This window comes from Mesorhizobium marinum (assembly GCF_040813675.1).
In the GTDB taxonomy this organism is placed as follows: Bacteria; Pseudomonadota; Alphaproteobacteria; order Rhizobiales; family Rhizobiaceae; genus Mesorhizobium_K; species Mesorhizobium_K marinum.
The window spans coordinates 603,430-618,711 of sequence record NZ_JBFOCI010000001.1 but is presented as its reverse complement, the minus strand read 5'-3'; the positions used below and the strand labels follow the sequence as shown (position 1 = coordinate 618,711).

The 15,282-nt window shown below is 68.1% G+C and carries 11 protein-coding genes; all 11 read right to left on the bottom strand.

All coding sequences use genetic code 11. The annotated features are described in order from the left end of the window. Nucleotides 1–58: 58 nt before the first annotated feature. The 11 genes from ligA to murG all read right to left on the bottom strand — a co-directional run bounded on the left by ligA (nt 59) and on the right by murG (nt 15,275). Entirely contained in the window at nt 59–2,242 is a 2,184-nt protein-coding gene (ligA, locus tag ABUE31_RS02835; protein WP_367721977.1) for an NAD-dependent DNA ligase LigA, read from the bottom strand. 105 nt (nt 2,243–2,347) lie between these two features. Further along, a complete protein-coding gene (recN, locus tag ABUE31_RS02830) occupies nt 2,348–4,018 on the bottom strand; it encodes a DNA repair protein RecN (RefSeq protein ID WP_367721976.1) in 1,671 nt (556 codons plus the stop codon). Between the two features lie 71 nt (nt 4,019–4,089). After that, nucleotides 4,090–4,959 (bottom strand): outer membrane protein assembly factor BamD, encoded by an 870-nt coding sequence (locus tag ABUE31_RS02825; RefSeq protein WP_367721975.1) that lies wholly within the window; start codon nt 4,957–4,959, stop codon nt 4,090–4,092. 250 nt (nt 4,960–5,209) lie between these two features. Next, on the bottom strand, nt 5,210–6,160 hold the full coding sequence (gene lpxC / locus ABUE31_RS02820) for a UDP-3-O-acyl-N-acetylglucosamine deacetylase (RefSeq protein ID WP_367721974.1): 951 nt from the start codon (nt 6,158–6,160) through the stop codon (nt 5,210–5,212). Nucleotides 6,161–6,451: 291 nt separating this feature from the next. Next, on the bottom strand, nt 6,452–8,134 hold the full coding sequence (gene ftsZ, locus ABUE31_RS02815; RefSeq protein ID WP_367721973.1) for a cell division protein FtsZ: 1,683 nt from the start codon (nt 8,132–8,134) through the stop codon (nt 6,452–6,454). A gap of 72 nt (nt 8,135–8,206) precedes the next feature. After that, entirely contained in the window at nt 8,207–9,517 is a 1,311-nt protein-coding gene (gene ftsA, locus ABUE31_RS02810) for a cell division protein FtsA (protein ID WP_367721972.1), read from the bottom strand. Next, complete coding sequence (locus ABUE31_RS02805) at nt 9,514–10,458, bottom strand: cell division protein FtsQ/DivIB (RefSeq protein WP_367721971.1); 945 nt, start codon at nt 10,456–10,458, stop codon at nt 9,514–9,516. Before ABUE31_RS02805 ends, ftsA begins: the two co-directional genes overlap by 4 nt. Beyond that, complete coding sequence (locus ABUE31_RS02800) at nt 10,446–11,372, bottom strand: D-alanine--D-alanine ligase (protein WP_367721970.1); 927 nt, start codon at nt 11,370–11,372, stop codon at nt 10,446–10,448. The genes ABUE31_RS02805 and ABUE31_RS02800 overlap by 13 nt, the downstream gene beginning before the upstream one ends. 389 nt (nt 11,373–11,761) lie before the next feature. Then, complete coding sequence (murB, locus tag ABUE31_RS02795; RefSeq protein WP_367721969.1) at nt 11,762–12,727, bottom strand: UDP-N-acetylmuramate dehydrogenase; 966 nt, start codon at nt 12,725–12,727, stop codon at nt 11,762–11,764. Continuing rightward, nucleotides 12,724–14,151: a UDP-N-acetylmuramate--L-alanine ligase gene (gene murC / locus ABUE31_RS02790; protein ID WP_367721968.1), complete on the bottom strand. Its 1,428-nt coding sequence runs from the start codon at nt 14,149–14,151 to the stop codon at nt 12,724–12,726. Before murC ends, murB begins: the two co-directional genes overlap by 4 nt. After that, on the bottom strand, nt 14,148–15,275 hold the full coding sequence (gene murG / locus ABUE31_RS02785; RefSeq protein WP_367721967.1) for an undecaprenyldiphospho-muramoylpentapeptide beta-N-acetylglucosaminyltransferase: 1,128 nt from the start codon (nt 15,273–15,275) through the stop codon (nt 14,148–14,150). The genes murC and murG overlap by 4 nt, the downstream gene beginning before the upstream one ends. Nucleotides 15,276–15,282: the final 7 nt, after the last annotated feature.

Sequence of the window (15,282 nt, the reverse complement as noted above, 5' to 3'; positions counted from 1 at the left end):
GGCGGCCCGGCCGACAAGTCAGGTGAATTTCCTTGAGACTATCGATCAACGGTTGTGATCAGTCGCTCTGCCGGCCCACCCGCTCGAACCACTGGTCCTCGTCGATCACCTCGATGCCGAGGTCGGTCGCCTGCTTGAGCTTCGAGCCGGCGCCCGGCCCGGCGACCACCAGGTCGGTCTTCTTCGACACCGAGCCGGCGACCTTGGCGCCGAGCCGCTCGGCCATCGCCTTGGCCTCGTCGCGCGACATCTTCTCCAGCGACCCGGTGAAGACCACGGTCCTGCCGGCGACGGGCGACGAAACCGCGGCCACCGGCGCCTCGTCGAGGGGCGTCACGCCGGCGTCGAGCAGTGCTTCTACCGCCTCTCGGTTGTGCTCTTCGGCGAAGAAGTCGACCAGCGCCTCCGCGACGATGCCGCCGATGCCGTTGACGCCGACGATCTCCTGCCATTCGGCATTGCCGGGATCGCCCTTGCCTTCGGGGATCCGTGCAGCCTCGGCCGTCCTGCGCAGCGCCTCGAACGACAGGAAATGCCGCGCCAGCCGCTTGGCGTTGGTTTCGCCGATATGGCGGATGCCGAGCGCGAACAGGAAGCGCGAGAAGGCCACCTCGCGGCGCGCGTCGATGGCGTCGAACAGCTTCTTCACGGAGACAGCGCCGAACCCCTCGATGTTCTCCAGCTTCTCCAGTGAGCCTTCCAGCGTCGCCGGCAGCATCTCCTGCCGCCGCTTCAAGGTGAAGATGTCGGCGGGCGAAGACACCTTCAGCGCCGCCTTGTCGGTCTGGAAGAAGAACTCGATCTGCTTCTCGCCGAGGCCCTCGATGTCGAAGGCGTTGCGCGAGACGAAATGGCGGATGCGCTCGACGGCCTGCGCCGGGCAGACCAGCCCGCCGGTGCAGCGCCTGACCGCCTCGCCCTCCTCGCGCACCGCGTGGCTGCCGCAGGCGGGGCAACGATCGGGGAAGACGTAGGCAACCGAATCCGCCGGCCGCTTCTCCGGCAGGATGTCGATGATCTGCGGAATGACGTCGCCTGCGCGCTGGACGATGACGGTGTCGCCGACCCTTATGTCGCGGCCCTCGCGGATCGGCTGGCCGCTGTTGCCGATGCCCCGGATGTAGTCCTCGTTGTGCAGCGTGGCGTTGACGACGACGACGCCGCCCACCGTCACCGGCTCCAGCCGCGCCACCGGCGTCAGCGCGCCGGTGCGCCCGACCTGGATGTCGATCGCCGTCAGGACCGTCGTCGCCTTCTCCGCCGGAAACTTGTGCGCGGTCGCCCAGCGCGGGCTGCGCGAGCGGAAGCCGAGCCGTTCCTGCAGGTCGAGCCGGTCGACCTTGTAGACGACGCCGTCGATGTCGTAGGGCAGCTCCGCGCGGTCCGCCTCGATGGCGCAGTATTGCCTGAGCATGTCCTCCAGCGAGGCGCAGCGCACCATCCGGTCGTTGACCGGAAATCCCCATGTCCCGAAACGCTGGACGACGTCGTATTGCGACGTGCCGAGCGGTTCGGACGTCTCGCCCCAGGCGTAGGCGAAGAATTTCAGCGGGCGCGACTTCGTCACCTCCGGGTTCTTCTGCCGCAGGCTGCCGGCGGCGGAATTGCGCGGATTGGCAAAGGTCTGGCCGGTGTCGGCCATGCGCTTCTGCAGGTCGAGAAAGTCGTCGCGACGCATGTAGACTTCGCCGCGCACCTCGACGACGTCGGGCGCGTCCGCGGGCAGACGTTGCGGGATCTCCGCGATGGTCAGGATGTTGGCTGTCACGTTCTCGCCGGTCTCGCCGTCGCCGCGCGTGGCTGCCGTCACCAGCCTGCCCTTCTCGTAGCGCAGCGACATCGACAGGCCGTCGATCTTGGGCTCGGCGGTGAACACCAGCCCGGCATCCGAAGACAGGCTGAGGAAGCGCCGTACGCTGGCCACGAAATCGGCCACGTCCTCGTCGGAGAAGACGTTGTCCAGCGACAGCATCGGCACCGAGTGGCGCACCTGCGCGAACGCCGTCGAGGGCGCGGCGCCGACGCGGTGCGATGGCGAGTCGGCGCGGATCAGTTCCGGAAAACGTGCCTCGATCGCCGCGTTGCGCAGCTTCAGCGCGTCGTACGCGGCGTCCGAGATCGTCGGCGCATCCTCGCCGTGATAGCGGCGGTCGTGGACGGCGATTTCGCCTGCGAGCCGCGCAAGTTCGGCGGCGGCTTCGTCCTGGGTCAGGGATTCGACTGGGGTGGCCGGCTTGGTCATGTCCTGTTCCGTATTTGCCGGACTATCAAGCGCAGCGGCGCGAAAGGTTCAAGGGTCGGTTGGTGGCACTGCTGCCAGACGGTGACGACAGCTGTTGCGCCCGGGCTACGCGCCTGCGTTTTCCGCAAGCAGCCGGCCGGCGGCCGCGCGCGCTTCCTCGGTGATGGTGGCGCCGGCGAGCATGCGGGCAAGTTCCTCCTGCCGCGCCGCGCGATCCATCTCGGCGATGCCGGTCGAAACGCTTTCCTTCCCGCCGGACTTGGAGATCAGGAAATGCGTCGCCGCCCGCGCCGCGACCTGCGGGGCGTGGGTAACGGAAAGCACCTGGACGCGCGACGACAGCCGCGCCAGCCGCTGCCCGATGGCGTCCGCCACCGCGCCGCCGACGCCGGTGTCGATCTCGTCGAAGACAAGCGTCGGGGCAGAGCCGCGATCGGCCAACGCCACCTTCAGCGCCAGCAGGAAACGCGACAGTTCGCCGCCTGATGCCACCTTCATCATCGGCCCCGGCCGCGTGCCGGGGTTGGTGCGCACCCAGAACTCGATCTGGTCGATGCCGGCTTCCGTGCGGTTGTCGGGCTCGGTCGCGATCTCGACGATGAACTCGGCGCGATCGAGCTTCAGCGCCGGCAGTTCGGCCATCACCGCCTTCTTCAGGGCAGCGGCGGCCGCCGCCCGCAGTTCGCTCAGCCGGGCCGCCGCCCGGTCATAGGCCTCGCGGGCAGCCGTCGCCTGCGTCTCGAGCCCGGCGAGTTTCTCCTCTCCTGCATCGAGATCGGCGAGGTCGGCCGCCATGCTGTCTCGCGTCCTTGCAAGGTCGTCGACAGGGACCGAAAACTTGCGCCCGGCGGCGCGCAGCGCGAACAGGCGCTCCTCCGAGCGCTCCAGCTTCTGCGGGTCGAATTCCGTGGCGCGCATCGCCGCCTCGACGCCGGACTGGGCGGCGTCGAGATGGATCAGCGCCTCGTCGAGCGACCGCGTCACCTCGTCGAGCAGGCCGGGCGCCTCGGCGCTCTTGCGCTGCAGCCGGCGCAGCAGGCTGGCGAGCTGCGGCAGCGGCGAATTCTGGCCGGATAGCACGTCCTGCGCGTCCTTGACCTCGGCGGCGACCTTCTCGGCGCGCATCATCGCGGTGCGCACATCGGCGAGTTCGATCTCCTCGCCGGGTTGCGGATCGAGTTGCGAAAGTTCGGCCACCGAGGCGCGCAGATAGTCCGCCTCGCGCGACGCCGCCTGCACCCGCGCCCGGTGCTGCACGAGCTGCTGCTCGCGCTCGCGCCAGAGCCGCCAGGCAGCCGCGCATGCGTCGGCCTCGCCGACATGGCCGCCGAAGGCGTCGAGCAGGTCGCGGTGGGCCGACGGCTCGACCAGCGCGCGGTCGTCGTGCTGGCCGTGGATCTCGACCAGCGCGCGGCCGATGTCGCGCATCAGCGTGACCGAGGACGGCTGGTCGTTGACGAAGACGCGCGTGCGGCCGTCGGCCGTCTGCACCCTGCGCAGGATGATGTCGCCGTCGTCCTCGAGCGCGTTCTCGGCCAGGATGGCGCGCGCCGGATGGTTCTTGGGCACGTCGAATACCGCCGAGACCTGCCCCTGGGTCGCCCCGTTGCGGACCAGCGAGGCCGCGCCGCGCCCGCCGAGCGCCAGCGAAAGTGCGTCGAGCATGATGGATTTGCCGGCGCCCGTCTCCCCGGTGAGGACGGACAGGCCGGCCGAGAAATCGATGTCCAGCCGCTCGATCAGGACGATATCGCGGATCGACAGGCGGACGAGCATTCAGGCGAGCGTTTCGGGCATGATCTTCTCCGAAGACCGGCTACCACCTTTCGCGGGAATGCTCCAGTGCCTCAGGCGTCGCTGCCGAAAAGCTTGCCGGCCCTGGAAATCCACGAGCCGGCATTCTCGCGCGGCTGCAGGCCGCCGGTCTGCAGCAGCTTGTAGGAATCCTTGTACCATTGGCTTTCCGGATAGTTGTGGCCGAGCACCGCGGCGGCGGTCTGCGCTTCGGAGGTCAGGCCCATCGCGTAGTAGGTCTCGACCAGGCGCGCCAGCGCTTCCTCGACATGCCGGGTGTTGCCGTAGTTCTCCACCACGTAGCGGAAGCGCTTGGCGGCGGCGATGAACTCGCGGCGCTCGAGATAGTAGCGCCCGATCTGCATCTCCTTGCCGGCGAGCTGGTCGCGCGCGAAGCGCACCTTGCTGCGGGCGTCCTCGACATAGGGTGATTCGGGCCAGCGCTGGACCACCTCGTCCATTGCCTCGATGGCGCGGCGCGATTCCTTCTGGTCCTGCGTGACGTCGCGGATCTGGCGGAAATACGAGAGGCCGACGATGTACTGCGCGTAGGCCGCATCCTCGGAGGACGGATAGAGCGCCACGTAGCGCTTGCCGGCGTTGATGGCGTCTTCGTAGTTGCCCTGCCGGTAGTTGGTGAAGGCGCTCATCACCATCGACTTGCGCGCATACTCCGAATACGGGTGCTGGCGGTCGACGGCGTCGAACTTGCGGCTGGCTTCCTTCAGGCGGCCGGCATTGAGGTTGGCAAGGCCCTGGTTGTAGAGCTGGTCGGCCGGGTCGGTCTGCTCGACATAGGTCGCGAGGTTGAGGTCCTGCTCCTTCATGCAGCCGGCGACGAGCGCCGGCGCGGAAGCGATCACGACAACGGTAAACGCCGTGCGCGCCGCCCTCCCTGCGTGAGCCATATTCACGAAATGCATGTCGGATGTCAGCCCTTCTCGGCGGCGCCAGTTCCCACTCCCGGCGCATCCCGGTTCCTCTGAACCCGCGCCGGCTCTTCACCCCTGCCGCGATTAATCATAAACGCTTTTCACCGGCAACGCCATCGCGCGGCATTCGCGCATTTTTATGGCACGGCTTTCGCTAACGATTTACTGCACCCGGCAAGCCGTCGCCGAAACGGGCGACCGGCCGGGATGCGAGCCGTTCCGGTTGCGAAGAATTGGCCCGTCAGAGGACCCAGGGAGCGTAGACAGCGGCGCTGACGGCCGTCATCTCGGCCGAACGCCCGCGCTCGCGGCGCGTCGTCTCGACGATCTCGAAAGCCGAGCGATCGGACAGCAGATGGCGCAGCGCCGAAGCGTTCAGCCTGTGGCCGCCGCGATAGGAATGGTAGCAGCCGATGAAGCGCGCGCCGGCGAGCGCGAGGTCGCCCATCGCGTCGAGCAGCTTGTGGCGCACGAACTCGTTCTTGTAGCGCAGGCCTTCCATGTTGATGACGCGGCTGTCGTCGCCGATCACCACGGAATTCTCCAGCGAGGAGCCGAGCGCGTAGCCGGCGGCCCAGAGCCGCTCGACATCCTTCATGAAGCCGAAGGTGCGGGCGCGCGCGATATCGCGGCGGAAGGACGCGGCGTCGATGTCGGACGCATAGGACTGCCGACCGATGGCCGGGCTCTCGAAGTCGATCTCGACCTCGAAGCGCGTACCGTCATAGGGGCGGAATTCGGCGAAGGAGGCGCCGCTGTCGATGCGCACCGGCTTCAGCACGCGGATGTAGCGGCGCTTGACGTCGAGCGTCTCGATGCCGGCCTGGTCGATGGCCTCGACAAAGGCGCTCGCGCTGCCGTCGAGGATCGGCATCTCGTCGCCGTCGATCTCGATCGCCAGATTGTCGATGCCGAGGCCGAACAGCGCGGCCATGACGTGCTCGACGGTGCCGACATGAGCGCCTGCCGCGTCACCGAGAGCGGTGCACAGGTCGGTGCTGCCGATCTCCGAGACAAGCGCGCGGATTTCGCGCACGGTGCCGGCGCGATCGGTGTGGTGGAAGACGATGCCGGTATCGGGATCGGCCGGGAGGAAGCTCACCGAAACCGGGCGGCCGCTGTGGACGCCAAAGCCTTCCAGCGTCGCGCGCGCTTTGATAGTCGTCTGATAGTCGTGCAACTTGATCCCCATACCGCCCGTCAGCCTCTCCGTTTGCGCGGCTGCCGGCTGGCCGGCTCCCGCTGCATGGATCTTGCTGTGTGCGATGGGCAGGATCTCATCCCCGAATCCGCCCACACGCCGACCTTTCCATGGCCGGAAGATAGTCGGGCGGCGGAGAGACAACAAATCACGCTTTTTTACTCTGTGTTACTGCACACGCACGCTCTGCGAATCATAACCAGCTGAATTTGCGGGATTTTTCAAGCCGGCAGGCGGGCAATGTTTCCGCCTGCCGGCAATTCGTGAAGCGCCCTTTCAGGCTCAGTTCGCTTGCCGGCGAAGGAACGCCGGAATCTCCAGCTGCTCGTCCTCCTGGACGCCGCGCGGCTGCGGCGACAGGCGACCGTGCTCGTCCAGCTGGCCGCGACGCGGCGCATAGAGCTGAGCGTCCTGGCTGGGCGCGCGGCGGGCCTCCGGAGCGGGCTGCCTGAGCTTCGGCTCGCGCGGCTGCGCGGGCTGCAGGCGCGCCGGCTCGTCGTCGCGTCGGCTGAGGCCCGTGGTCAGGCGCTTCAGCAGGCCCATCGGTCCGTTGTTCTCGTGATCGGCCGCGTTGCGGCGCGCCTCGACCTCGGCCCGCACGACCGGCGGGAAGTCCTCGACCTTGGGCATGCGCGGCGCGGCGACCGGCTCCTGGGGAGCCACTTCGCGCAGCGGCATCGGCTGCGGCGCGGGCGCCACGGCGGCCGGCTGCGGCCGCGGCTGCTGCGCGACCGGCTGCGGCTGCTGGAACAGCTTGCTCACCGGCTGGAACTCGTCGATCGGCTGCGGCGCCGGACGCGAAGCCACGACGGCCGCGTTGATCTCGGCCTGACGGATGGCGTCGGCGACCGGATCGGCGGCGCGCGGCGCCTCGATCGGGGCGGCCGGACGGGTTTCGGCGACGGCAGCCGGGCGCGGCTGCGGCTGTGGCTGCGGCTGGGCCGCCGGCTTCGCAGGCTGCTGGCGGATCTGGATTGGCGGCGATGCAATGTCGGCCGCCGACTTGTCGATGCCGGTGGCGACCACCGAGACGCGGATGACGCCTTCCAGTTCCTCGTCGAACGTCGCGCCCAGGATGATGTTGGCGTCCTGGTCGACTTCCTCGCGGATGCGGGTTGCCGCCTCGTCCACCTCGAACAGGGTGAGGTCGCGGCCGCCGGTGATCGAGATCAGCAGGCCCTTGGCCCCCTTCATCGACGATTCGTCGAGCAGCGGGTTGGCGATCGCCGCCTCGGCAGCGGCCATTGCCCTGCCCTCGCCGCTGGCCTCGCCGGTGCCCATCATCGCCTTGCCCATCTCGCGCATCACCGAGCGGACGTCGGCGAAGTCGAGGTTGATCAGGCCTTCCTTGACCATCAGGTCGGTGATGCAGGCGACGCCCGAGTAGAGCACCTGGTCGGCCATGGCGAAGGCGTCGGCAAAGGTCGTCTTGTCGTTGGCGAGGCGGAACAGGTTCTGGTTCGGGATGACGATCAGCGTGTCGACGCACTTCTGCAGCTCTTCGATGCCGGCGTCCGCCGTCCTCATGCGGCGCTGGCCCTCGAAGTGGAACGGCTTGGTGACGACACCGACGGTCAGGATGCCCTTTTCGCGCGCCGCGCGGGCAACGACCGGGGCAGCACCCGTGCCGGTGCCGCCGCCCATGCCGGCGGTGACGAAGCACATGTGCGTGTTGGACAGGTGGTCGACGATCTCGTCGATGCATTCCTCAGCGGCGGCGCGGCCGACTTCCGGCTGCGAACCCGCTCCCAGGCCCTCGGTCACGTGCGCGCCGAGCTGGATCAGGCGCTCGGCCTTCGACATGGTGAGCGCCTGCGCGTCGGTGTTGGCGACCACGAACTCGACGCCGCGAAGCCCGGCCGTGATCATGTTGCTGACGGCGTTGCCGCCGCCGCCGCCAACGCCGAAGACGGTGATGCGGGGCTTCAATTCGGTGATGTCCGGCTTCTTGAGATTGATGGTCATGGTCCTGGTCCTCGTCCTTTGCCTTTCCTGCCGCGTCGCCGCCACGGCCGCCAATGGGGCTGTCCCCGTCGATTAAAAACTGTCTCTTATCCACTGACTCATGCGATCGAACCGACCCCCGGTACCGGTCGCCCGGAACCTCGACGCGGCCTTACCCTCGCGATTTTCGAAACCCGCGACCTGCGGATAGATCATCAGGCCCACCGCCGTGGCGAAGGCCGGCCCCTTGGCCGCCTCCGGCAATCCGGCGACGCCGAGCGGCCTGCCGATGCGCACGTTGCGCCCGAGAATCCGGCGCGCCGCCTCCGGCAGTCCCTGCAGCTGGGACGCGCCGCCGGTCAGCACGACGCGCTTGCCCACCGCGCTGCCGTATCCCGACTTGCCCAGCCGGTCGCGGATGATCTCCAGCGTCTCCTCGACGCGGGCGCGGATGATGCGCGTCATGACGGCGCGTGGAACCTGCAGCGGCACCTCGCCGTCGTCGTGGCCCATCGGCTGGATGGTGATCGTCTCGCGGTCGTCGGCGCTGCCGGGCAGCGCCGAGCCGTGCATCACCTTCAGCCGCTCGGCATGGTCGAGGCGCGCCGACAGGCCCTTGGCCATGTCCATGGTGACGTGGTTGCCGCCGACCGGGATCGCATCGCCATGGACGAACTTGCCGTCGGCGAAGACGGAGATCGTCGTGGTGCCGCCGCCCATGTCGATGCAGGCGGCGCCCATTTCCAGTTCGTCGTCGACGAGCGCGGCGAGGCCGCTCGCATAGGGCGTGGCCACCATGCGCTCGACCGACAGGTGCGCGCGGTTGATGCAGAGTTCCAGGTTGCGCAGCGGGGCCGCGTCACCGGCCAGCACGTGCATGTCGACGCCGAGCGCGTCGCCCACCATGCCCAGCGGATCGCGCACGCCGCGCTCGCCGTCGAGCGAGAAGCTGACCGGAAGCGAATGGACGACCTCGCGCTCGGCCTTCAGCGCCTGCTTGGCGCCGGCCGCCAGGACGCGCTTGATGTCGGCCGCCTCGACCTGGTGTCCGCCGAGATTGATGGTCGCCGAATAGGTCGCGCTCTTCAGCCGGCCCGCCGTCAGGTTGACGATCAGCGAATCCACGGTCAGCCCGGCCATGCGCTCGGCCGCGTCGACCGCCAGGCGGATCGCATGCTCGGCACGGTTGAGATCGACGACGACGCCCGACTTCACGCCGTGCGACTTCTGGTGGCCGATGCCGATCACCCTGATCTCGTGCGTGCGGCCGCGCAGCACCGGGCTTTCGCCGCGCGGGCTGAGCCGCCCGATCACGCAGCAGACCTTGCTTGAGCCGACGTCGAGCACCGTGACGATGCCGGAACGGCGCTGCGCGGAATTCTTCTGACCGCCGAGCCAGCTCATATGCTTTTCCCCGGCTTCTTCTTTGCGGCCTTGGCCTGTTCGGCGAGCAGCGTCGTGCGGCGCTCCATCGCCTCCGGCGTCAGCCGGATGACCATGCGATCCTCCAGGCGAAGGTCGACTGCGGCGATATCGCGCGACAGCAGCCCCTCCTCGCGGTCGAGCCGGAGCACTTCGGCGATGGCCGCATCCTCGCCGTTTTCCGGCAGGCGGATGGTGATGCCGTTTTCGAGGCGCAGGTCCCAGCGGCGCTCGGCGACGCGGATGTACCCCTTGACCCGCGCGGCGAGCCCCGGATAGCGGCCGACCTTCTCGACGAACGCAAAACCCTGCGCCGCGCCGTAGCCGATGACCAGCGGCAGCGCCGCGTGGCGCCCGCCGTCGAAGGGCGCGATCACATTGCCGCTCCGCTCGATGATCGACAGCTGGCTGCCGTGCTGCCAGATGGCGAACGGCTGCCGCTCCTCGATCCTCACCTCCAGTTCGGCCGGATAGACTTTGCGGACCGAAGCCGACCTGACCCAGGGAAGCGCCGCCACGCGCTCGCGCGCATCCTCGGCGTCGAAGCCGATCAGCGAGGTCCAGCCGTCGAGTTCGAGGCGGTCGAGCACGTCGATCTCCGACGTCTCCTTGTTGCCGGACACGCGGATCTGGTCGACGGCGAAACCGAGGCGCGCGGTCACCGACTGCGCGGCCGCCGGAATCTGCCCGCCGAGCCACGCTCCGTAGAGCACGCTCGCCGACAGGAAGATCGCGGTCGCAGCCGCGCCGAAATGGCGCGGCGGCTGATACTCGCCATCCATCAGCCGGCCGACGAAACGCACCGGCCGGCGCAGGACGCGCGGCAGCACGAAACGACCGGACAAGAGGGAAAGAGACGAATCCAGGAAGGCCGGCCGCAGTGCGCCGGTCTTCCAGACTTGCCCGGACCTCAACGCAAACACGAAGCGTCCTCCACCATCCAACTCAACAGCTCGCCGAACGAATGCCCCGCATGCGCGGCGATCTCGGGCACAAGCGACGTCGGCGTCATGCCAGGCTGGGTGTTGACTTCGAGCCAGATGAGCTCGCCATTTTCCGAATGGCGATCGTCGTAACGGAAGTCTGACCGGGACACGCCCCGGCAGCCGATTGCTTGATGTGCCTTGAGCGCCAGTGTCTGTACTTTTTGGTAAATATTTAGTGAAATTTTAGCCGGCACCTCGTGCTTTGAGCCGCCCGGCACATATTTCGAATCGTAGTCGTAGAAGGCATGGCCGGTCGGGATGATCTCGCAGACGCCGAGCGCCACGTCGCCCATCACCGCGCAGGTCAGTTCGCGCCCGTGCACGAAGCGCTCGACCATGACCTCATCGCCGTAGCGCCACTCGGACGAAGCGAGAACCTGCGGCGGATGCGAGCGATCTTCCTTGACGATGACGACGCCGAAGCTCGACCCCTCGCACACCGGCTTCACGACATAGGGCGCCGGCATCGGATGCTTGTCGCCGATCGAAAAGCGGTCGACGATCCTCGACTCGGCGACCGGGATTCCGGCCGCCTTCGCGACCTTCTTGGCCTGCCCCTTGTGCATGGCCAGCGCGGAAGCGAGCACGCCGGAATGGGTGTAGGGAATGGCGAGATATTCGAGCACGCCCTGGATCGTGCCGTCTTCGCCGAACGGGCCGTGCAGCGCGTTGAAGGCGACGTCCGGCTTCAGTTCGGCAAGCACGGAGGCGACGTTGCGATCCACGTCGATGCGGGTGACCCGATAGCCCTCCGCCTCGAGGGCGTCGGCGCAGGAATTTCCCGACGACAGCGACACCGGCCGCTCCGACGAAAACCCTCCCATCAACACCGCTACGTGCTTGTTTTTCATACGACTGCAATTCCCCTCGCAGCGCAGCCCCGGCTCCGGGCAGAGTCCGAGTCCTCCGGCGGAACTGCCCGGACGAAACGACGCGGCCGACTCAAATCAGGAAACGCTGTTGACCGAAAGAATCAGAGAGTTGACTCGCTGGCAAGGGTCGAATTGCCAGGGCGCCGTTTTCTCGATTCGGCTATGGTATTTTTGACTCAGAAATGGCGCGCCGGGCCGTGAGCGCCATAGATGCGGGCGACCCCTAAGGGGTCGCCCGCATCATGAATCCCGGCCCGTTCCGAGCCGCGAAAGGCGACGCGCCGGAGCGCCCAGCCCGGATTTCGATTCAGAACCAGATTCTTAGCGGGCGAAGATGAATCAACTGGCGAAGTCGATGATTCAGAAGGTCAGAGCATCTGCCCAAGGAACTCCTGGACCTCGCGTCCCGGCTTGAACAGGCCGATGCGCTTGATCTCCCACTGCAGCCGGATGCCCGAGGACTCGAGCACGCGCGCGCGCACCGTTTCGCCGAGATATTCGAGGTCGTAGCCGGTGGCGTTGCCGGTGTTGATCATGAAGTTGCAGTGCATCGGAGACATCTGCGCGCCGCCGATCATCAGCCCGCGGCAGCCGGCATTGTCGATCTCTTTCCAGGCCGACGTGCCCTCGGGATTCTTGAAGGTCGAGCCGCCGGTCTTCTCGCGGATCGGCTGCACTGTCTCGCGATGCAGCTGCACCGCGTCCATCGCCGCCTTGATGGCGTCCTTCTCCTCGGGGTAGCCCTCGAACACGGCCGAGACGAAGATCAGGTCGGACGGCGCGGTGCTGTGGCGGTAGGAGTAGCCCATGTCGGCGTTGGCAAGCACATGCGCCTCGCCCTTGCGGTCCAGCGCGCGCACCTCGACGACGCGCTCGCGCGTCTCGACGCCGTTGGCGCCCGCGTTCATCCTGAGCGCCCCGCCGATGCCGCCGGGAATGCCGTGGTAGAAATGGAAGCCGCCCAGCCCCGCCTCGTAGGCGACGGCCGCAACGCGCTTGTCCGGCGTCGCGGCGCCGGCCCTGATGCGGGTCGGTGAAATCAGCTCGGCCTCGCCGAACCCCTTCGCCGACAGGCGCACGACGAAGCCCGGTATGCCGCCCTCGCGCACCAAGAGGTTGGAGCCGATGCCGACGGTGGTGACCGGGATGTCCTGCGGCACCGCCCTCAGGAACGCGGCGAGGTCCTCCTCGTCGGCCGGCTGGTAGAGCGCCTCGGCGGGGCCGCCGGCGCGGAACCAGGTGATCTTGTCCATCTCGGCGTTCGGCGTGATGCGGCCCCGGATGTCCTTGAGCCGATCCCCGAGACTGGCGAGAAGCGCTTCGCCCCTGATCATGCATCGGCCCCATCGGCGGGACCGTCGCCCGCCGCCAGTTCCCTGGGCAGCGCATAGGCCCATTGCGTGATGTTGCCGGCGCCGAGGAAGACCACGAAGTCGCCGGGCTTGGCGATCTCGCGGATCATCGGCGCAATCGCCGCGGGATCGGCGATGTGGCGGGCGTCGCGATGGCCGCCGGAGCGGATGCGGTGGACGAGCTTTTCCGAGCTGACGCCGTCGATCGGATCCTCGCCGGCCGCGTAGACCGGCGCGACGGCGACGACGTCGGCGTCGTTGAAGCAGGAGGAGAACTCGTCGAACAGGTCGCGCAGGCGGGTGAAGCGGTGCGGCTGGGCGATCGCCACGACGCGGCCGGACGAGGCGTCGCGCGCCGCCTTCAGCACCGCCTTGATCTCGACCGGATGGTGCCCGTAGTCGTCGAAGATCTCGACGCCGTTCCACGAACCCGTGTGGGTGAAGCGCCGCTTGACGCCGCCGAAGGAGGACAGGCCCTGCCGGATGCCATCGGCGGAGATGCCGAGTTCGTGCGCCACGGCGATCGCCGCTGTCGCGTTGGAGACGTTGTGGCGGCCCGGCATCGGCAGGACGATGTCGGCGATCAGCGTGTCGGCGCCGGTCTTGCGGTTGCGGATCGACACGTCGAAGTGTGAGTTCGCGCCCTGCATGCGGTGGTTGGAGAAACGCACGTCGGCCTGCGCGTTGGCGCCGTAGGTGATGACGCGGCGGTCCTCGATGCGGGCGACCATCGCCTGCACCTCCGGATGGTCGGTGCACATCACGCCGAAGCCGTAGAACGGCACGTTCTCGACGAACTGGCGAAACGCCTCGCGCACCTTGTCGAAGGTGCCGTAGTGGTCGAGGTGTTCCGGGTCGATATTGGTGACGACTGCCACGTCGGCCGGCAGCTTGAGGAACGTGCCGTCGCTCTCGTCGGCCTCGACCACCATCCACTCGCCGGCGCCCATGCGCGCATTGGTGCCGTAGGCATTGATGATGCCGCCGTTGATGACGGTCGGATCGAGCCCGCCGGCGTCCAGCAGCGCGGCGACCATCGACGTCGTCGTCGTCTTGCCGTGCGTGCCGCCTATCGCCACCGCCTGGCGGAAGCGCATCAGCTCGGCCAGCATCTCGGCGCGGCGCACGATGGGCAGCAGCTTTTCGCGCGCCGCCTTGAGTTCGGGATTCGACTTCTTGATGGCGGTCGAGACGACCACCACTTCCGCGTCGCCCAGGTTTTCAGGCCCGTGGCCCACGAAGCAAGCGATGCCCCTGTCGCGCAGGCGCTGCAGGTTGGCGCTTTCGGCCTGGTCCGAGCCCTGCACGCGATAGCCGAGATTGTGCAGCACCTCGGCGATGCCGCTCATTCCGATCCCGCCGATGCCGATGAAATGCACCAGGCCGATGCTCTGCGGCATCTTCATGGCCGCGCTCCCTTTTTGAATTCCTGCACTGATCCACCGGAGGCAATAGCCTCTGCCAGATCGGCGAGCAACCGCGCGGCGTCCGGTTTTCCAGCGCTCCGCGCCGCCGAAGCCATGGCTTCGAGGCGGTCCGGTCCGGCGATGGCCTCGCCGATCAGAGCAGCCAGCCGCTCGGTGGACAGGGAGGATTGCGGGTGCACCTCCGCGCCGCCGGCCGCCGCGAGCGCGGCGGCGTTGGCCGCCTGGTCGTGGTCGAGCGCATGCGGGTAGGGAACCAGAATGGCCGGTCGGCCGATCACGGCGATCTCGGAGACCGTCGAGGCGCCCGAACGCGAGATGACCAGCTGCGACGCAGCCATGCGCGCGGCCATGTCGGAGAAGAAGGGCAAAACTTCCGGCACCATGCCGAGCTCGGCATAGGCGGCCTTGACCCGCCCGACGTCGTCGGCGCGCGCCTGCTGCGTGACCAGCAGCTGCGCCCGCTGCTCGGGCGGCAGCGCCGCGATGGCGGCGGGCACGGCGTCGGAAAAGAACTGCGCGCCCTGGCTGCCGCCGAACACCAGCAGGCGGAACGGCTGGCCGGGCTTCGCGGCGGCATAGGGCGTCTCGGCGGCGCGAAGCACCGCGGGCCGGACCGGGTTGCCGGTGACCACCGTCTTCGCCCCGAACTGGCCCTGTCCTTCCGGCAGGAAGCCGCCGGCGATCGCCGCGGCCCTGGCTGCAAGCGCGCGATTGGCCCGCCCCATCACGGCGTTCTGTTCGTGCACGACAAAGGGCACACCGCGCCGGCTCGCAGCGTAGAGTGGCGGCACCGTCGGGTAGCCGCCGAAGCCGACCACCACGTCCGGCTTGATGCGGGCGATCACCGCCGACGCCTGGCGAACGCCGCGCCAGATCGTCCAGAAGGAGCGCGCCAGCGCGATCGGGTTCTTCGAGCCGAACGTCGCCGAGGCGATCGGATGGGTCTCGGCGGCCGGAAAATGGCCGGCAAAGCGCTCGGCGCGGTCGTCGGTCGCCAGGTGGACCTTCCAGCCGCGCTCGAGCATTTCATGCGCCAGCGCCTCGGCCGGGAACAGGTGGCCGCCGGTACCGCCGGCCGCAAGAAGAATGGTGCCCTTCGGCATCGTCAGG